We start from the raw sequence: 19,104 nt of genomic DNA, 5'->3' as shown, positions 1-19,104 counted from the left end.
CCTTTTCGCCTGATGTTGAGTTATTGAAATTGCTATAGCCATTGAAATTGCCATTTTTTATATTCAATAATTTGAGAACTGAACAGCCCTATGGTGATTACCGGGGGTATCGAAAATTATAAATGCTCGTCTATTACGCGGATAATTTTTCCGTCCGTTTCGTCCGTCAAAAGGTAAAGCTTACCAAAAGGGGAAACGATGGCCTTCCGGAGCCGCACCCGATCGTTGACAAAGAGTTCTTCCATGCGGGTTACGCTATGGTCCTGATCCAGCTCGATGCGCCAGAGGGAACCTTTACTTAGGCCGGGTAGAATGATGTTACCCGCCCACTGGCGGAAATCCCGACCCCGGTAGAAGGTCAGTCCGGTAGGTGCGATCGTCTGATCCCAGCTGTGCACCGGATCCGTGAATTCGAGGCCCGCCGGAACCCGTGGCTGATAATCCGCCGTCCGGAATTTTCCGCTGGTTCGGTAGGGCCAGCCGTAGTTGGCGCCGGCTTCCAGCATATTGAGTTCATCGCCCTGGATGGTGCCGTGATCACTGAACCAGATCCGGCCGGTAGTTTCGTCCAGCGTCATTCCCTGACTGGCCCGGATACCCAGGGCGTAGAGTCCGGGTACGGCCCTGGAGCCGAAATCGGGATTGTCCGCCGGGATACTTCCGTCCGGGTTGAGCCGGAAGATCTTACCCCGCCGGTCCGTTATATCCTGGGCCAGGGGCAGTTCCGGATTGTGGTATTCAAAGAAATTGCGTTCGCCGGTGGCGATGTACAATTTGCCGTCCGGCCCGAAGACCATACCGCCACCGAAGTGGAATAATCCGTGCGAATAGGGCCCGGCCAGCAGAATGGTCTCGACCTGCTCCAGGCGGTTCTCGGTGAGCCTACCTCGGATGACCTTCAGCGCCGCCGCATTTTCCTCATTCATACTGGCGTAGGAAAGGTAAATGTAGCCATTGTCGGCAAAGGCCGGATCCAGCAGTACCTGAAACCAGCCGGCATTGAAAACGTGCTCCTGACCGTGCGCCGGAGCCGGATAAGTGCCCGGCCGGTAGAGGGCCGTATCGATGGTGATCGCTCGGCCGACGTCCTTGGGTAGGCCGCTGATAGCCGTTTTTGCTCCGGAAGAGAGATCGATCCGCAGCAGGCTACCTTCCTTTTCGGCCAGCAGCACTTCGTTCTCATTCAGAAAGGCCATGCTCCAGGGTTTATTCAGGCCCGACATGATGGTCTCTTTGCGGGGAACTACCGTGGATTGCAGCGCCGATTTGGGGATCGGTTCGGCGGAAGTACTCTTGCCGGTGATCAGCCATTTCCCGTTGATCTTTTTGAGCAACAGCAGATCGTAAAAGCGTTTGTTCAGCACCGGTACGATCACTTCCAGTTTGGCGTAAGCCACACTCAGCACGATATCGATGGTAATGATCTTTCCCTCGCGATTGTTCTTGATGCCTTTCCGTCCGTTGTCGTACAGCGCCGCGTAGGCATCGGAGCTCATTTTCCAGACGGTATCCGGATCATTGTGCAGGAACATATAAGAGCCCGGATAGAAGGATCGACGGATCAGGTCCGGATCGTTATACACGGTACCGTCGATAAAATCATGCAGCACCTGTTCGATCTGCTCCCGGTCGGATTGGCCGTTCAGGGTCAAAACCAATAGTAAAAAAGAAATGGAAAAAATAATTCTGGACATCATCGGTTTAAATTTTGTAAGGCTGCAAAACTAGGGTGCCGCCAGGGACGATGCCGCATAATGGGTTGGTATTCAGGTGCAGTATTATAATTTTGGACTGGTTTGGAGAGGGGGTGACTTGGAGACTGGGTGACTTGGAGAGGGGGGGAGGGGGAGATTGGGGGAGGGGGTGAGAGGGAGATTGGGTGTGTCAGGAGGGGAGACGACCGACGGACTGTTGGTTTTTATATTCGGCTGGAGTAGAGCCGGTCATTTTTTTGAAGGTGGCGTAGAAGGAAGATTTGGAATTGAATCCCGCTTCGTAACCGATACCTTCCAGGGTAAACTGTGAATCGGACAGCATGAGTTTTTTGGCCTCTTCTATCCGTTTTTCGTTGACGTAGGCGGCAAAACCGTGGGCGTAGGTTTCATTGAGCACCTGGGATAAGAGGTGGGTGTGAATGCCGGTGACATTGGCCAGTTCCTTTAATTTCAGAGCCGGTTTTTTGTAGAGCTGGTGCTCCTGCATGGCCCGCTCCACCTGTTCGAAAAGTTCGGGGCCGGCTTCCAGGGCGGGTTGTTGTCCGGATCTTCTGCGGTTGGGTTGCCGGATCAGACGCCTGATCTCCGTGTAGAGGTAGGAATAGAGGAGCGAGGTAAAGATCAAACTTCCCCAGAGGTAAGTGGGGCCACTGACCCAGAACGCCAACTGATAGGTGATGGTGATGAAAACTATACCGATGGCAATGAACAGGGATTTTTTCTCTTCCTTTTCGAGTTGGCGGAAATTGTTGAAACTCTTCCGGAAAATGCCGCGCATTTTGACGAGTCCCAGAACGGTAAAGACCGTCCATACACTGTAAATAGTGCCCACTACCGTACCTCTCCAGAAGTCGGGAAACTGTTCATAGGGGTAAATTATGCCTACCGTTATAATACCCGTACCAATCAAGGCCGGCAGTATCAGGTCCCGGGAACGGATTGTCGGATCATTGGATGAGATCGCCTTGGTGTAAAGGTGGAATAAGGGGCCGATGAAAACACAGGCGGTCAGCCCGATCTGGAGCACCAGTTTACTGGCATCATCAATAATGTAGTAGTACATACTTTTTCCGATCCGCAGACAGATCATCAGAATGAGTAGTCCCAGAATGGTGTTTTTGGTTTTCCTTTCCCGGGAAAACAACAGGAAGCCGGACAACAGCAATCCGTTGATGACACCGATCCCGCCCAGTAAAAACAAAGTGGACTTCCACAATTCCATAGGAGTGCGTTCGAAATATTAGCTAAACTACCAGTTGCCCCAAAATTAAGGATACTCGCTAAATATGTCCACACCCGGCGGGTGATCTTAACATCCTGCAGTGGGTTAAGTCCAATGGTGCCGTTATTTTTCCCGCAGGAACTGCCGCACAAAATCATCGTCATTCAGTTCCGGATAGGCCCGGTACACCCGGTCGATCTCCTCCGCCTGGCCCGGTGAAAGGGTTTCTTCCGGATCCAGGCACCAGGTTCCCGCCAGGAGCCCCTGCCGACGGAGTACTTCGTGGATGCCCGCAATGCAGCCGGCAAAATTATTCTGGGCATCAAAAAAGGCCGCATTGGTATCGGTGACCTGGAGGGCTTCCGTCAGTAGCCCGGCCGGAATACCGTAGCCGGCAGTAGCTTTCAGCTCGTGGATCCGTTCGAGCAACTGCACGGCCCGCCGGGTCCAGACTGCCCAGTGTCCCAGCAGGCCGCCGACAATGTCTTTTCTGACCGTGCCGTCGGCAGTGGCGACTTCATAGGTACTCAGCAGGTCCGCTACAATGTTGTCGTCGTTGCCGGTATAGAGGGAGATCTCGTCCCGGCGGGACGATTGGCAGACCGCCTGGACCACATCCAGGGTCTGGTAGCGATTGAAGGGTGCGATCTTGATCGCTAATACACTGGGGATCTCGGCGAATTTCTCCCAAAAATCCCGGGACAGCAGTTTTCCTCCGACCGCCGGCTGCAGATAAAAACCGAATAGCGGCATGATCGCTCCCAGTTCCTGGGCACGTTCCAGCAGTTCCTCTTCCCGCCACAAGCCCAGCCCGTTGGAACTGACGAGCGCCAGGTCATAACCCAGATCTTTGGCGAGTTCGGCTTCCCGGACGGCCTGAGAAGTCGGACCGCTGACGCCCGCTACCTTGACCAGTGGCCGGTCCAGTTCGGCCCGGTTCACCTCTTCCATGGCCATGGCCAGTACTTTTTCAAATAGATTGATCTCCGGATTGCGGATCGCGAACTGCGTGGTGTGTACACCTACCGCCAGGCCTCCGGCCCCCGCTGCGAGGTAATAGCGGGTAAGCTGTCGCTGCCGGTCTTCGTCGAGACTGCGGTCGGCACATAGGGCCAGAGGATGGGCGGGGATAACGGTCCCTTTGGCCAGCAGTTGCCGGACAGCCGGTGCGAGGCTCGGGATATTTTTGGTGTTATTCATCAGTAAATGAAGAGTTTCAGTAATTTATCAGTCATTGGTGCAGGATTAGAAAGCGCCGTCCCTAGCCTGATAGTGGGTCGGTTTATTGATCTCTTTGCCGTCGTTTTTGATCCAGTTTACCGTCCATTCGATCATCTGGTGGATATCGACGGTCGGCGGCCCCAGCAATGTTTTCATCCTGCCCGCATTGCTGAGCAGAGCGGTGGATTGCGGTTCACCACTAAAACGGGGCGATTTATCCATCCGCGTAGCAAACTGTTCGGCCAGCCAGCGGACGCTGAGGGTTTCCGGTCCGGTTACATTCAGAATGCCGGGAGGGCAGCTCGTGTGGAGCAGCGCCCGAATGGCGTATTCGTTGGCATCACCCTGCCAGATCACATTCACGTGCCCCATGCTCAGATCAATAGGGGTTCCGTTCCAGACTTTTCGGGCAATATCGTTCAGCACGCCGTAGCGGAGGTCCAGTGCGTAATTGAGCCGGTAGAACAACATGGGCGTTTGGTACTTCTCGGAAAAATAATGGAAGATCCGTTCCCGACCCAGGCACGACTGGGCGTATTCACCCACCGGGGCCGCGGGGGTCGTTTCCGTAGCACCGGATCCCTGCACCGGGGTGAAAGGGTAGACGTTGCCGGTGGAAAAAACAACGATGCGGGAATCCCGGAAAGTTTCGGCAACGCGTCCGGGCAGGTAGGTGTTCATAGCCCAGGTATAGGCCTGATGACCGGTGGTGCCGAATTTCTGCCCGGCCATGAAAATGACGTTCCTGGTGCGCGGCAGCGTTTGTAAAAATGATTCGTCCAACAGATCACCGGCGATCGTTTCAATGCCGGACGCTTCGAGCGCCGCCCGTTTGGCCGCATCCGAAAATCGGGAAACGCCAATGACTTTATGCGGAGAGCCCGCCTGGTCCATCGCGCGGCGGGCCAGTCTGGCCAGGCTGGGGCCCATTTTCCCCCCGATACCCAGGATCAGGATATCGCCGTCTATTCGTTCTATATCGGCAGTGAGGCGGTCGGACGGAAAACTCAGGCTTGCTTCTAGTTCGGTTTCGGTTCTCATAACAGGATGCTTGTTAGGATATGGTATACGGCCAAAAAGAGGGTCACTACCAGGGCGATCAGCGGCAGTATATTGCCGGCGGTATCATTGATCAGATTACCCATAATGGACCGGTTGTTGGCGATCAAAAGAATAAAAACGGCAGCGATGGGGGCAAAAATAATGGTGAACGCCTGGGCGAAAATGATCAATTGTAAGGGGAAACCACCAAAGTAAATGGCAATTCCCCCTCCGATGACAATTACACTGACGATAAAGCCGCGTACTGTCCCTGACCGGAGGTCTTTTCCCTGGGAAAATGCATCCGCCAGCATAGCGCCGCCGATGGTGGCATTGCCGATCAGCGAGGAGAAAGAGGCCGCAAAAAAACCGGTCATAAAAGCGTAGGTAGCCGATTTGCCGAACAGCGGTTCCAGCGCCAGCCCCAGGTCGGAAGCGGTATTGACGCTTAGCCCCTGGCGGTGCAATACGGCGGCGGCGCAAATCAGGATCATGCTGCTCAGCAGGGCCAGAATGATGATGCCCTCCCGGCTTTCGCCAACGGCCGTTTTCAGATCCTCTCTTTGCCAACCTTTTTCGCTTACCAGATAGGCCTGATAAAAAGCCGCTGCCAGCGAAAAGCTGGAAGCAAAAAGCGCAATGGACAGCAGGGTGCTGCCGGCCGGCAGGGATGGAATAAGCCCGGAAAGCACCTGCAGGGGATCGGGCCGACTCAGGAGCAGCGTGATAAAAAAGGAAAGCAACATAAGCAGGACCATCGCGATCATGATCCGTTCCAGGATCTTGTAAAATGAACGAAAGAACAGCAAACCGATGGCGATTCCGCAAAAAAGCAGCACCCAGGGCGCCAGCGGCGTACCCGTGAGTTCGGAGAAGGCCACACCGGCACCGACGGAATTACCGGTCTGAAAAGAAGCGGTGATGATAAAGATGAACAGGCCGATCAGGATGGCGGCCCAGCGGCCGTACCGTTGCCGGATCGTTTCCAGGAGGGAGACTTCACTCGCCAGCCCGATCCGGGTAGTCAGCCGGGTATAGGCGATCATGAAGATGGCCGCCAGCAGGATCACCCAGAGGTGCTGATTGCCGAATCCGGCCCCCAACTTGGTGGTAATGGTGAGGCTCCCCGGACCGAAGATCAGGGCTGCGGTGATCAGGCCCGGCCCCAGTCGCCGCAGGCGGTTGCTTAAAGTGGTTCGCATGCTTTTAGTTGCTTTGGGGCATAAAATCTGATTTTGCCGCGGCAATCTTTAATAATTGACCGGAAATTTTCAAAACCGGTGGTCAAATGGCCAGAGCGGTTAATGGTCGGGGCCCGATTGATGCGTTATAGGGATAGAAAAAGTGGGATGATTTGGGAAAAATACCATGCGTTAATTGCCTAAAACCAAAATATTAAACATGAAAAAAGAAAATCCAGCTTCCAGGAGGAAATTCATTAAGCAATCCGCCGGTGCGGCCGTCGCCCTTTCCCTGCCCACTATCCTGCCGGCCCGGGTGTTCGGAGCCAATGACCGGATCAATGTCGCTGTACTCGGGGTAAATGGCCGGGGGAAAAGCCATATTGCCGGATTCGAGCAACTGGAGAATGTCGAGGTTACCTGCCTCTGCGATCCCGATGAAAATGTACTGGGGGAACGGGCCGCTGATTTTGCCGAAAAATACGGCCGCAAGGTCATGACGGAAAAAGACCTCCGCAAGGTGTACGAGAACCAGGATATCGATGCCGTCAGTATCGCCACCCCCAACCACTGGCATTCGCTGGCGGCTATCTGGGCCTGTCAGGCCGGAAAAGACGTCTACGTGGAGAAGCCGGGTTCCTACAATATCTTTGAAGGCCGGAAGATGGTGGAGGCCGCGCATAAATACAAGCGCATCGTACAGCACGGGGTCCAGTTACGCAGTTCGGTCGCCATCCGCGAAGCTATCCAGCATTTGCGCGACGGCCTGATCGGGCGGGTCTACATGGCCCGGGGCGTCGTCTACCGCTGGCGGGCCGACATCGGGAAAAAAGGCCCGGGAAAAGTACCGGCCGGACTGGATTACGATCTGTGGACGGGCCCCGCCGACATGATCCCCTTTTCGGAAGATCATGTACACTACAACTGGCACTGGCACTGGAATTATGGCTGCGGAGACATCGGCAACCAGGGCGTACACGAAACCGACCTCTGTATGTGGGGGCTGGATGTAGGCCTGCCGGAACAGATCACCTCTATGGGTGGAAAGTTTCTGTGGGATGATGCCAAGGAAACCCCGGAAGTGCTGACTTCCTCTTTCCTGTATCCCAAAGAGAAAAAGATCATTGAGTTTGAGGTGCGTCCCTGGATGACCAATCTGGAAGACGGCGTCGGGGTGGGCAACATCTTCTACGGTACCGAAGGCTACATGGTGATCAAGGGCTACGATACTTACGAAACTTATCTGGGCCGGGACCGGACACCGGGCCCTAAAAATAAAGCGGGTGGTGACCATTACGCCAACTTCATCGAGGCAGTTCGTGCGCAGGATCCCTCCATCCTGCATGCGCCCGTGGAAACCGCCCACCTCTCCTCCGGCCTGGCACACCTGGGCAATATTGCCTACCGGGTGGGCCGGGTCCTGAATTTCGATCCGGTTAAGGAGAAGTTCATCGGAGATAAAGAGGCTAATAAAATGCTGACGCGGAAATACCGTGCACCTTATATCGTGCCCAAGGAGGTATAATCAGTCAGTAGGTCGGGCCCCGTTGTGGACCGGTGGTCCGACCACTTTTTATAACTCTACCAATGTCGTAATACTACGCGGCGGCAGCCGTTGGGTATCCCCGCTTTTGAACTCACCGAGCAACTGCAGGTCTTTCACCGCTGAAGTACGGTAGCATTTGTATTTTGCCGATCTATGCCGCGTTGCCAGCTGTACCGGTATCTCCTCCTGGCTATAATTGATGGCTACCACCACCGTTTTTCCCGTTTCCGGATCCAGATAGGCAGAGACCATTGCCCGGTCGAGCGTGGCATCCACGGAGAGCTGATCGCTGCGATCCAGCCCGATCCGCACCATGCCGGGCCGGATAAAGCGGGCGTAGTTGCCCAGGGCCCAGAGCATTTTGGAGGGGTAGACCGCACCGTCGTTTTTATCATGATCGATGTAGACCAGTCCGTCCTTATAGTTATACGGGCTCACGGCCAGCCACCATTGCCAGGCAGCCGCTCCGGCAACCGTCAGATCGGCGTGAATGACGCGGGCCATGTAAAGCGCCGGTTCGATCCCCAGATCCCGACCGCCACCCTTGACTTCGGGATTGTTCTCCAGCAGGGTATATTCACTCATCCAGTATTCCAGCTCCGGAAATTCGCGAAGCTTTGCAGCCAAAGTCTGCCTTTGGTCGATCAGTTTATTCAGGTCCCAGGTAGAGAAATAACTGTGTCCGGCTACCTTCGGGGCGAGTTGTTGCAGATCACCTAGATAATTTTCCGAACCCTCCCGGAAAAAAACTTCGATCTGATCGCCGCGATCCGGTCGGTTATGCGTTCGGTAGAGGTAATCGATCTGGGCGGTTTCCGGAATTTCGATCCGGGTATTCAATGCTTTTGCCACCAATTGCTGATTCAGCATCCGGCTTACCGTGGCGATCTCTTCGTTCTTCCAGGGGCTGCCTTCCTGATTGGGTTCGTTCCAATCCCACTGAGGTTCGTTGAACGGACTGATGTAATCCAGTTGTATATTTTCCGTGGAATGCAATCCGGCGATCACATCGGTAAGAAATTGTACGTAGGCCGGATAATTTTCCGGGCTCAGATTGGCGGAATTGCCGCCGGTGGAATAGGCCTTCCCATTTTTGGTGAGGCTGACCGGCGGACTGTTCACGAAACCGGTAAAGGTCTTTACACCCCGTTCCCGCGCGGCCCGCAGGAACCAGCGCTGGCCCGGTTGGGCGGTCAGGTCCATCGTTCCGTCTGGCTGCAGGAAACCATCAGCGCGCCGCCATTCATCCCGTATATCACTTGCCTCTCCCTGAGCGGCACTGCCGCCGCCGATATTGAAGCGCCAGGCCGTCAGACCGATGCCGGCGGGAGAGCCATCCGGTTTTAGTGCCGTGGAGAACAGCAGGTCGGCAATTGCCTCCCGTTTGGCCAGGGGCCAGTTTTTGCCTACAAACTGGCAACTCCAGGCATCGGAGGCGCCAAAGTTATGGATGGTCTGATGCATCTTTTCGGGCTGTGGGCTGAGGACCAAAACGCCATCCGGAGCCCCCTGTACCTCCGGTTGCCGGGTCGTACATTGGAGCAGGATCAGGAAGGAAAACAAAAGCAGGGAGTAGGGAAAAGGGTGCCTTAAGGTCATAGTGTATACAAGTAAAGGATGATCAGAGCTCCAAAGATAAGCGAGTAGATGAGTTTATTATGTCGTGCCAGCCATTCCGGTAGAAAGATGTCAAAATTGTCCCTGGGCGAGTCGGAATATCGCCGTGCTACATTGGTCAGCGGACAGCTCCAGTGGTTGAGCACTAGTACTATACTTTCCAGCAGGATGCAGGCAATGCCCGTCCAGAACAGCCATCCGATACGATCGGTGAGGACCGCGTAGAACAGGTAGACCAAAACCAGGTTGAAAAATATCCAGATGAGGGTATGGGCGAATTTGACCCAGAAAAGTTTTTGCCGGGCGATCATGGCTGTACGTTTTGGTGGTACAATACTCCGGTTCTGCCCGGAGCGCTTTCTGCCGGCAAGTTGCGGCTGCGCTGCAAATATTCCAATGATCCCGGTCAGCTACCGGATGAAGGAAAAACATCAGTTCTACCCAACCCTTTTTCCCGAGCTTGCGGTCTACATAGGCAAAAGGAATTCCTAGAAAACTTTATTCAGGTAAAATGAAAATTCCAAGCTCTATGTCAAGAATTTTACTACTCTTTCTGGTTATTGGGGCCGCCACCGGTTTCAGCAGTTGTCTGGAAGACCAATGTTTGGCCACCCGCGAGTACAAGGTATACACTCCGGTCTACGCGAAGATGGATGAGTATCGCCAGGCGATCGCTCCCGAAGCTCCCCGCACCCTGGAAAATACCGGAGCCCTGTACGTTTACAACAACTACATTTTTATCAACGAGCAAAAAGAAGGTATCCACATCGTGGACAATACCGATCCCGAGAATCCGACACCAATCGCCTTTTTAAAGATCCCCGGGAATTTCAATATGGGTATCCGGAACAACCTGCTGTATGCGGATAACTTCGTGGATCTGGTGGTAATGGACATTTCCGATCCGCTGGATGTGAAATTTGCCGGCCGTACGGAAAATGTATTCGATTCCTATCAGTTTTACCAGGACCTGGGCTATCTGGTCTATTACGAAGAATCCGAAGAAACGGTTGAACTCAGCTGCAGTGATCTCAACTTCGGCAATGATTTCTTTTGGATGAACGACGGCAGGTTAGTGTTCGACGCTGCTTTTTCCAACAATGCCGAAGCGCTGTCTCCGAATGTCAGCTTCGACCAGGGGGGGAACAGCATTGGACAGGCCGGCTCACTGGCCCGCTTCAGCATCATCGACAAATACCTGTATTCCATTTCTGAATACGATCTGAGGATATTCGACCTGGAGGATCCGGTTGCAGCCGAGCTGGCTTCCACCGTGAATATCGGCTGGGGTATCGAAACCATCTTTCCCTACCAGGACAATCTCTTTATCGGTGCGGACCACGGCATGTATATCTACGACAATTCTGACCCCTTGAATCCCACCCAACTGTCTCTGTTTACCCACGCCCGTGCCTGCGATCCGGTGTACGTGCAGGGCAATACGGCTTATGTGACCCTGCGCGACGGTACCGAATGCGAAGGCTTCGATAACCAGCTGGACGTGGTGGACATTACCGATCTGAGCAACCCGAAATTGCTGGCCAGTCACCAGATGTCCAATCCCCACGGACTTTCCATCCGGGACGAAAACCTGTACCTCTGCGACGGGCGGTTCGGATTCAAAGTCTACGATGTGTCGGACTGGCGGTTGATCTCCAGCCGGCAACTGGCCCACGTGCCCGGGTTTTCGGCCTTTGATGTGATCACCGTAAATGGTAAAGATCTCGCCATCGTTATTGGAGAAGATGGATTGTACCAGTTCGATATTTCCGATCCGGCCGACCCGGTACGCTTAAGCGTTCTGTCTACCGGTAGTCGCTAATCCCGGAAAGCGGGATAGGGGCCACTCACGCTGTGGACCCTATCCCGATTCAGCCCTTTTCCACAACTCCAAAATCTGGAACAATGCCTAAACACACGCTCTTTTTTACCCTTTTAGTCAGTGCTTTATTCTTCCAGAGTTGTCAGAAAGACGGTGCGGAAATGGTCTCCAAGGAATACCGCCTGTACAAACCGGTGTACCTGGATATGGAAGATTATCGTCCTACATCCGGAATACTGGCGAGTAATCCCGAAATAGATCGCCCCGACCGGATGTTGACCTACGGCAATTACCTGTTCATCAGCGACCGGAGGGCCGGCATCCATATTGTTGACAATGCAGATCCGGTCAATCCGCAGCTGGTCAATTTTATCCAGATGCCGGGTATCGATGAATTGTGTATCCGGGAAAATTACCTGTATGTGGGGGATTTTGCCGATCTGGTGGTTTTTGATATTTCCAATCCGGCCAACCCTGAACTGCTCCAGCGTTCCCCGTATTTTTTCTCGGATCTTGAGGGACTGACCGCCCGTGGAGTACTGATCGATTTCGAACTGGAGGAGCGGAAAATTACGGTGAACGTGGATGACCCGAATTACCAGAACGATATTTTTTGGATAGAGTCCGAACAGGCCTATGCCGTGGAACAAAGTCTGCGGGAAGTGGGCGGTCGGTTTACGGCCCGCGACGGTTTGGAATTCCTGGATATCACGCCGAATCCGATCAGTTCCGATCGGGTGCGCAATCAGTACAAATTCAGTTTGTACGGTGACAATTTCTATCTGGTAAAGAACGAAAGGCTCCAGGTCTATAACTTTAATAATGGTCTGATCCCGGTGGCGAGCTATTCACTGGATGATTGTAGGGAAGTACGGTCGGTACGGGCTTTCGAAAATTATTTGCTGGTCTACGGAGAAAGAGGCTTATTTGTCATGGATACGCGGAACCCCGGAGTACCCCAACTGATCGAGCTTTTCGGCTCTTACAACCCCTGTCTGCCCTCGTTTTTTACGGGGAATTATGGTTATATTGGAGTGCGGACCGGTGCCTGTGGCCGCTACACTTCGAGTAAAGGGGTTTATGTACACGATTTTTCGGAAAAGGAACCGGTACTCTGGCAGGTCCTCAACGCGGAAAGCCCCTGGGATATCGAAGTGGTCAATGAGCAGACCCTGGTAGCGGACTGGACGAGTGGCCTGAAGGTCTTCTCAAAACCGGAAAGGCCCGAACCCATTGAACGCTCCGCGGAAAGTATTATTGATATCCGGGCTTTTTATATCGAGCATATACCGGGCAGTAATATAGCCGTGATCGGTGCCATTGACGGTATTTATCAATATGATTTCAGCAAACCGGGGGAGCCCGAGCTTTTAAGTGTCTTACCAGTGAAGTAGTACCACTGCTAACTGGTGAGGACCGATCGAATACAGTAAAATCGAAAATATTGAACAAAGAGGTATACATCGCCAAATTTCTGGTCTTTTTCTTCCTGCTCAGTCTGGGACCCGGCCTGTCCGCCCAAAAGCGGATACCGCCGCATTTGTTGCGGGACACGGTCTATCACAAAAGTGAGCTGATCTACTACGGGATCGTGATCAGGTACAAGCGGAATGAGAATGTGGTGCTGAAAGGGCCGCGGGGCCAGGCCGTTCGTTTCGAACTGAACCACGTCGATAGCATCGGCTGGTCCGAAAAATCGAAAAGTAAGTTTATTGATGAACTGGTGAAACTGGATTCCATTGAAACGGTGGATATCGTTTACCTGAAAGACGGTAGCATCCTGCGCGGGCAGATGCAGGAGTACCAGCGTGGGAATTTCCTTCGCTTTCAGATCGGTTCCAGTGAGATCCGGATCGATGACAGCGATATCCTGCGCATCGTGCAGGAGCCGAAAGACCCGGTGGTTACGCTCGTCATGAAGCGGGAACGAAAACCCAAAGTCTACGCCTTCCGGGAGAAAGGTTTCTACAGTGCAGTGGTATTTGCCCTGCTGCCCGGCGGGGGAGAATATCGCTCGGAAATGGGACTGAGCCTGCAGGCTGCCGTTGGTCATCAGTTCAACCGACATATCGGGCTCGGCGTCGGCGTATCCCTGGATGGCTACGCCAATACGGACGGCGGAGATACGTTCGTTCCGCTGTTTGTGGAAGGCAGGGGATATCTGTTCAAGAAGAAAAACACGCCCTATTGGAATGTCGGACTGGGTTACGGCTTCCCGTTTCGGACCGAATCTGCCAATCAGGATGTGCGCCGTTTCGAAGGTGGCTACATGTTCCATCCGGCCATCGGCTATCGGCTGGGAGCGGATAAGACCATCAATCTGGCCTTTGACCTGGGGTACAAATTTCAAAAAGCCATTACTGAGCGGGAATTCTTCTTCAGCGGGGAGATCATTACCCGCGATGTTTTGTACCGCAGACTTTGCATACGGGCAAGCGTTATTTTTTAAAAGCAGCATAGCTTTCGAGGAGCAAACAATAAATGGGAAAACCGGAGCAGTATACAGATGAAGAACTAGTACGCGGATGCGTGGAAAACGATCGCTTCTGCCAGGAAATGCTATTCCGCAAGTATTTCCCGAGCATGATGCGTATGTGTATGCGATATGCTAACGATCAGGATACTGCGATGGAGATCGTCAACATCGGTTTCCTCCGGGTTTTCAAGAAGTTACACACCTTCGCATTCGCGGGCTCACTGGAGGGATGGATCAGGAAACTGGTGTTCCACAGTTTATCGGATTACTACCGGAAAAACTCCAAGACCATTCACTTCCTGGATATTGAAGACCGTGATACCCCCCAACGCGCCAGAGCTCTGGATAATCTCTACTGGGATGATATCACCCGTTTGGTCGATCATCTTCCCGAAGCAACCCGAAGGGTATTCTGGCTGTACGCCGTAGAGGGCTACACGCATCCGGAAATTTCGGAAAAGATCGGTATCAGCGTTGGTACTTCTAAATGGCACCTGGCTATGGCCCGGCAAAAACTAAAAGAATTGATCAAAGACTACTACTACAACTCAAAGAATCATGCGGGATAATTGGAATATGGATGAGCTGAGTGATCAGGCATGGTCCAAAATGAGGGACATGCTGGATCGGGAAATGCCGGTAGACGGCAGCTCCAGAAAGCCGGTCGTATTTTGGTGGTTTTGGCTGGCCGCCGCCGTCCTGTTGATCGGCACCGTGGGTTTTATATTCCTGCGGCCTGTCGGCTCATCGGAAATAAATGCTTCGCTGGCGAATGGTCCGGCGGAAAAACAGGAACGGGTGGCCGATACCACCACGGATCGGGAGAGAACTTCCACGACATCTTCCACAGTTGGACAGGAAGAAGTGGCGAACGAACGTCCGGATAAGCAGTCCGAAGCCGGCCGTACAGTAGCGGCCGAAACCACCGGTAGCCGGACGCCGGCAGCTGCCTCTTCGAAAAAAGATGCGATCATCGAAGTAGAGACTACGGAGGAACGGAGAATTTCCGGCTCAGCGTTTCCCCTCGCCCAAAATACCCTACTGACCGAAGATGATCAGAACGAGGAGACCGGCGGCCCGCTGAAGAACGACCAACGTACCGTAGATAAAACTTCCAACAAAGAAAACAATAGCAATAAAGACCAAGCTGTTTCCGAAAGTCCGGCAGACGCCAATAATGCGGATCGCCCGCTACCGGAAGTTGAGGTATTTGTACTGGACCAACTGCCGGGAGAAGAGATCGCCGCCCTCGATCAGGAGCCGCTGCCATTGAGTCGGATCAATATCTATAATCCCAAAAAGCCGCTTTTTGTACCCTTTGAGATCAACGGCGGGGTACTGGCCGGCGTCAACGGAAATGCGATCGGGCTAATGACGGAACTGCGCACCGGACTGAAACTAAATGATGCCGGTAAATGGTCCGTGCAGAGCGGTATCGGTTTTCACGTGCAACGGGAACCTTTTCTGGTGAGTTTCCGTCCTTCGTCTCAGAAGGATCTCGCTAACGAGCAGGCCAGCCTGGACAGCCAGAATAATAGTGATCCAGTGGCACAGGACCCCGGATTCAACAGCGTTTCGGAAGCGGTAGAATCCAGTAAGGTCAAAGTGACCACCGCATATCTTGATGTGCCGATACTGCTGGACTGGCAATTTTCCCGAACCTGGGGTGTTGCGGCCGGAGTCCGGATGAGCTGGTTACAGAAAACCTCCTGGAAAGGTGTCAGTAACAATCCCAACGGCAGCTTTTTGGGCGCCGGACTGGACGTTACCGTCAGCAATTCAAGTCGACAGTATGTACTCTACCAGTATGGCAACGGCAATTACGCCGCACCGACGTCCCTGGTGCTGAATAAATTTTTCACTTCGGGAACGCTTGGGGTGACTTTCCGCCCGAACGCCAGATGGAATGTCCGGCTGCAGTATCAGCACAGTCTGACCAATCAACTGGATAACCCGGTCTACCAGAAAACGGACCGCAGCCTGTGGCTCAGTACCGGATTTCGATTTTAAAGCACCTTGCAAAGCTGCACCTGCGGGCTTATCTTTACGGTAATAAGGGAAGGTGAACGGCAGCAGAATGATCGGATGTCGTCCTTCCCGGGACTATATTCCAATTAACGTATGAAAGCTAAGCCGGCTCTGCTGATCCTGCTATCCGCTCTGGGTATCTTTTTTTCCTGTAACAAATCCACTCTGGAAGATCTCGATCTGGTGATGGGCTACGAGTACTTTCCGCTGGAAGTGGGCCAGTCCCGCCACTACGCGGTAGATTCCATCATCTTCGACCCCTCCGTTCAGGGCATTGTGCCGGACACTTCTTTCGGTTTTTTCCGGGAGGACGTAGTCGATACGCTCCGGGATAATACCGGTGCGCTGGTATTCCGCATTGAGCGATATTACCGCCAAAATTCCGCTGATCCCTGGCAGATCCATTCCGTTGTGAGCAGTAGTCGCGGTGAACGCGAAGCGGTCTATACCGAAAATAATCTGCGGTTCATAAAACTTCGATTCCCCCTACAAGACGGACTGGAATGGGACGGGACGGCTTATTTCCCGGACCGGATAGATATTGAACTGGCCGGCGAGAGTATCGACTTCTATAAAGGCTGGGATAATACCGTAGTGGAAAGACGGGCTGAATTCCAACTGAATGGACAATCCGTCCCGGATGTCTACGTGGTCCGGCTCGCCGATCTGGAAAATAATATTCAGTACCGCTCCGGTTACGAGGTATACGCTGCCGGTAAAGGACTCATCTACCAGGAGATCCAGGTAATGGACAGCCAGTGTGAATTTTGCTGCAACGGCGATCTGGGGTATTGCATTACCTTACCCTGGGTGGAAAAGGCCGAAAAAGGCCTGATCCTGAAAAAGCGCCTGCTGGATTAAAGCCCCCGGTGTGAAGGTGTTTAGGTTTTACTTTTCCAACTTCCTCTTATCTTTACCGCACAAGCAGCCAGCATGTCAATAGAACTCGTACCGATCGGCAAGACTAATAAGACGCACGGGGTGGATGGAACCCTGCGGATCACTATTGAAGACGCATTTCTCGACGATTTTGTCGATGCGGAAGTGGTTTTCCTGGAAGCCGGAGGACAACCTACACCATTTTTTGTGGAAGATCGTTGGGGCGGCGATCCGCTGTATCTTAAGCTAGAGGAAGTGGACAGCCGCGAGGATGCCCGTCCACTGACCAACAAGGTGCTTTCGCTCCGCCGGGAAGATATATCCGTCCCCGAAGAAGAACAGACTGCGGTTAAAGATAGCTCAGGTTTCGCCAAATGGATTGGTTACACCCTGAGTGACGAAGCGCTGGGCGATATCGGGAAGATCGAAGAGGTGATCGAATTACCCCAGCAATTCCTGGCCGGACTCACCTACAAAGAACAGGAGATCATGATCCCGCTCCACCCGGATCTGATCGTTAAAGTGGCTCATAAGGAAAAAAAAGTGATCATGAACCTACCGGAAGGTCTGCTGGAGTTGTGATTTAGATCATCGGTAGTATCAAGAATATTGCTTGTCTTTGGGGAGCCGCTGCCGGCATGCAAGATAACTACGGAAAAATACGCCTTAACCAATATCGCTGAAAATGAATACAGATCTCGAGATTGCCCGATCGGTGCAATTGCGGCCTATTCAGGAGGTCGCACAAAAACTCAACGTTCCCGCTGATGAACTGGAACTCTACGGCAAGTATAAAGCCAAACTCCCGCTACATCTCATTGAGGAATCCAGATGGAAAAAGAGTAAGTTGATCCTGGTATCCGCTATTTCTCCAACACCCGCCGGGGAGGGGAAAACGACCGTCTCTATCGGTTTATCCGAAGGGTTAAATCGCAACGGTCACCAGACCTGCGTGGTGCTGCGCGAACCTTCCCTGGGGCCGGTATTCGGCATTAAGGGCGGCGCTACCGGCGGGGGCTGGTCCCAGGTACTGCCGATGGAGGATATTAACCTACACTTTACCGGGGACTTTTCGGCCATTGAAAAAGCGCATAATCTGCTTGCGGCCCTGATCGACAACAACCTGCAAAGTAAAACCCGCTCGCTGGGTATCGATCCGCGTACGGTGCTCTGGAAGCGCGTACTGGACATGAACGACCGGGCTTTGCGCCAGGTCGTGATCGGCCTCGGCGGCACGGCCTCCGGTGTACCCCGGGAAACCGGTTTTGATATTACCGCCGCTTCGGAGATCATGGCGATTCTTTGTCTGGCCAAGGATCGGAAAGATCTGAAGGAAAGACTCGGCAATATCTTTGTGGGTTTCACTTTTGATAAGCAGCCGATCTACGCGCGAGACCTCAACGCTCAGGGCGCAATGGCGGCCCTGCTGAAGGACGCCATCCAGCCCAATCTGGTACAAACGATAGAGGGCAACCCGGCGATCATCCACGGCGGACCATTTGCCAATATCGCCCAGGGGACCAATTCGGTGATCGCCACGCGCATGGGGCTTTCTCTGGCGGATTACGTGGTGACGGAAGCCGGTTTCGGATTTGATCTGGGAGCAGAAAAATTCTTCGATATCAAGTGCCAAAGCGCCGGTTTGTCGCCAAGGGCCGTAGTTCTGGTGGCCACCATTCGGGCCCTGAAATACCACGGAGGCGTGGCGCTGAGTGATTTGAAGGAGAATAATCCCGAAGCCGTTCGCGCCGGACTGCCCAATCTGGAAAAACATCTGGAAAATATCGGCCTATTCGGTATTCCGGCCGTGGTGGCGATCAACCGCTTTGCCGGGGATAGTGACGAAGAAGTGGCCATCGTGCAGCAACGAGCTACCGAACTGGGCGTAGAAGCGGTGGTAGCGGACGGCTGGGCCGAAGGTGGCGGCGGTACCACCCAACTAGCGGAGGCAGTGGTTGAGGCCATCGACCGCTCGGAAGGGGATTTCCGTCCCCTGTACGACTGGGACCTGCCCGTGGAAGAAAAGATCGCCACGGTAGCGGCAAAGATCTACGGGGCCAAAGCTATTGACTATACGGCCAAAGCCAAAGCCGACCTGCGAAAGATTGCCGGACTGGGACTGGATAAACTGCCGGTCTGTATTGCCAAAACCCAGAAATCACTTTCCGATAACCCCAAATTGCTCGGTCGGCCCAAGGATTTTGTGGTCACCGTCCGGGAGATCGAGATCGCTGCCGGAGCGGGCTTCCTCATCCCGATCACCGGCAACATCATGCGCATGCCCGGCCTGCCCGCCGAACCGGCTGCCGAACATATCGACATTGATGCGGAGGGCAACATTACAGGGCTATTCTAG

General features: G+C 53.5%; 16 protein-coding genes. 9 read left to right on the top strand and 7 right to left on the bottom strand.

Annotated features, from left to right (window positions below):
• Positions 1 to 116 precede the first annotated feature (116 nt).
• The 5 genes from CRP01_RS09940 to CRP01_RS09920 form a co-directional block, all read right to left on the bottom strand.
• On the bottom strand, positions 117 to 1,697 hold the full coding sequence (locus CRP01_RS09940) for a PQQ-dependent sugar dehydrogenase (RefSeq protein WP_099149874.1): 1,581 nt from the start codon (positions 1,695 to 1,697) through the stop codon (positions 117 to 119).
• Between the two features lie 187 nt (positions 1,698 to 1,884).
• A complete protein-coding gene (locus CRP01_RS09935) occupies positions 1,885 to 2,937 on the bottom strand; it encodes a helix-turn-helix domain-containing protein (protein WP_099149873.1) in 1,053 nt (350 codons plus the stop codon).
• A 123-nt stretch (positions 2,938 to 3,060) separates the two neighbouring features.
• Positions 3,061 to 4,137: a dihydrodipicolinate synthase family protein gene (locus CRP01_RS09930; RefSeq protein ID WP_099149872.1), complete on the bottom strand. Its 1,077-nt coding sequence runs from the start codon at positions 4,135 to 4,137 to the stop codon at positions 3,061 to 3,063.
• A 45-nt stretch (positions 4,138 to 4,182) separates the two neighbouring features.
• Positions 4,183 to 5,199 carry an NAD-dependent epimerase/dehydratase family protein gene (locus tag CRP01_RS09925; protein WP_099149871.1) on the bottom strand — a complete coding sequence of 339 codons (1,017 nt, stop codon included), beginning with the start codon at positions 5,197 to 5,199 and terminating at the stop codon, positions 4,183 to 4,185.
• The gene (locus CRP01_RS09920) at positions 5,196 to 6,401 is read right to left on the bottom strand and encodes an Nramp family divalent metal transporter (RefSeq protein ID WP_099149870.1); all 1,206 of its coding nucleotides are present in this window, start codon (positions 6,399 to 6,401) and stop codon (positions 5,196 to 5,198) included. Before CRP01_RS09920 ends, CRP01_RS09925 begins: the two co-directional genes overlap by 4 nt.
• 199 nt (positions 6,402 to 6,600) lie before the next feature.
• On the opposite strand from CRP01_RS09920, the gene CRP01_RS09915 reads away from it, so the two are divergent.
• Positions 6,601 to 7,905 carry a Gfo/Idh/MocA family protein gene (locus CRP01_RS09915; RefSeq protein WP_099149869.1) on the top strand — a complete coding sequence of 435 codons (1,305 nt, stop codon included), beginning with the start codon at positions 6,601 to 6,603 and terminating at the stop codon, positions 7,903 to 7,905.
• Positions 7,906 to 7,953: 48 nt separating this feature from the next.
• On the opposite strand, the gene CRP01_RS09910 is transcribed toward CRP01_RS09915, so the two are convergent.
• Both CRP01_RS09910 and CRP01_RS09905 read right to left on the bottom strand, forming a co-directional pair.
• Entirely contained in the window at positions 7,954 to 9,525 is a 1,572-nt protein-coding gene (locus tag CRP01_RS09910) for a glycoside hydrolase (RefSeq protein ID WP_099149868.1), read from the bottom strand.
• A complete protein-coding gene (locus CRP01_RS09905) occupies positions 9,522 to 9,854 on the bottom strand; it encodes a hypothetical protein (protein WP_099149867.1) in 333 nt (110 codons plus the stop codon). The genes CRP01_RS09910 and CRP01_RS09905 overlap by 4 nt, the downstream gene beginning before the upstream one ends.
• Before the next feature lie 218 nt (positions 9,855 to 10,072).
• Here CRP01_RS09905 and CRP01_RS09900 point away from each other — a divergent pair, with 218 nt between their 5' ends.
• The 8 genes from CRP01_RS09900 (at position 10,073) to CRP01_RS09865 (ending at position 19,104) form a co-directional block, all read left to right on the top strand.
• Positions 10,073 to 11,365, top strand: coding sequence for an LVIVD repeat-containing protein (locus CRP01_RS09900; RefSeq protein WP_222845686.1), 1,293 nt, complete (start codon positions 10,073 to 10,075; stop codon positions 11,363 to 11,365).
• An 83-nt stretch (positions 11,366 to 11,448) separates the two neighbouring features.
• Complete coding sequence (locus tag CRP01_RS09895; protein ID WP_099149866.1) at positions 11,449 to 12,759, top strand: LVIVD repeat-containing protein; 1,311 nt, start codon at positions 11,449 to 11,451, stop codon at positions 12,757 to 12,759.
• Positions 12,760 to 12,809: 50 nt separating this feature from the next.
• Complete coding sequence (locus tag CRP01_RS09890; protein WP_099149865.1) at positions 12,810 to 13,814, top strand: hypothetical protein; 1,005 nt, start codon at positions 12,810 to 12,812, stop codon at positions 13,812 to 13,814.
• 32 nt (positions 13,815 to 13,846) lie between these two features.
• On the top strand, positions 13,847 to 14,410 hold the full coding sequence (locus tag CRP01_RS09885; protein WP_099149864.1) for an RNA polymerase sigma factor: 564 nt from the start codon (positions 13,847 to 13,849) through the stop codon (positions 14,408 to 14,410).
• The gene (locus tag CRP01_RS09880) at positions 14,400 to 15,851 is read left to right on the top strand and encodes an outer membrane beta-barrel protein (RefSeq protein ID WP_099149863.1); all 1,452 of its coding nucleotides are present in this window, start codon (positions 14,400 to 14,402) and stop codon (positions 15,849 to 15,851) included. Before CRP01_RS09885 ends, CRP01_RS09880 begins: the two co-directional genes overlap by 11 nt.
• Before the next feature lie 111 nt (positions 15,852 to 15,962).
• On the top strand, positions 15,963 to 16,730 hold the full coding sequence (locus CRP01_RS09875; RefSeq protein WP_099149862.1) for a hypothetical protein: 768 nt from the start codon (positions 15,963 to 15,965) through the stop codon (positions 16,728 to 16,730).
• A gap of 72 nt (positions 16,731 to 16,802) precedes the next feature.
• Positions 16,803 to 17,330 (top strand): ribosome maturation factor RimM, encoded by a 528-nt coding sequence (locus CRP01_RS09870; RefSeq protein WP_099149861.1) that lies wholly within the window; start codon positions 16,803 to 16,805, stop codon positions 17,328 to 17,330.
• 103 nt (positions 17,331 to 17,433) lie between these two features.
• Positions 17,434 to 19,104, top strand: a complete 1,671-nt coding sequence (locus tag CRP01_RS09865; protein WP_099149860.1) for a formate--tetrahydrofolate ligase — start codon at positions 17,434 to 17,436, stop codon at positions 19,102 to 19,104.

It is taken from the genome of Flavilitoribacter nigricans DSM 23189 = NBRC 102662, from assembly GCF_002646595.1.
In the GTDB taxonomy this organism is placed as follows: Bacteria; Bacteroidota; Bacteroidia; order Chitinophagales; family Saprospiraceae; genus Flavilitoribacter; species Flavilitoribacter nigricans.
Note: the sequence above shows the minus strand (reverse complement) of the source record. Positions and strands in the feature narration are given on the sequence as shown.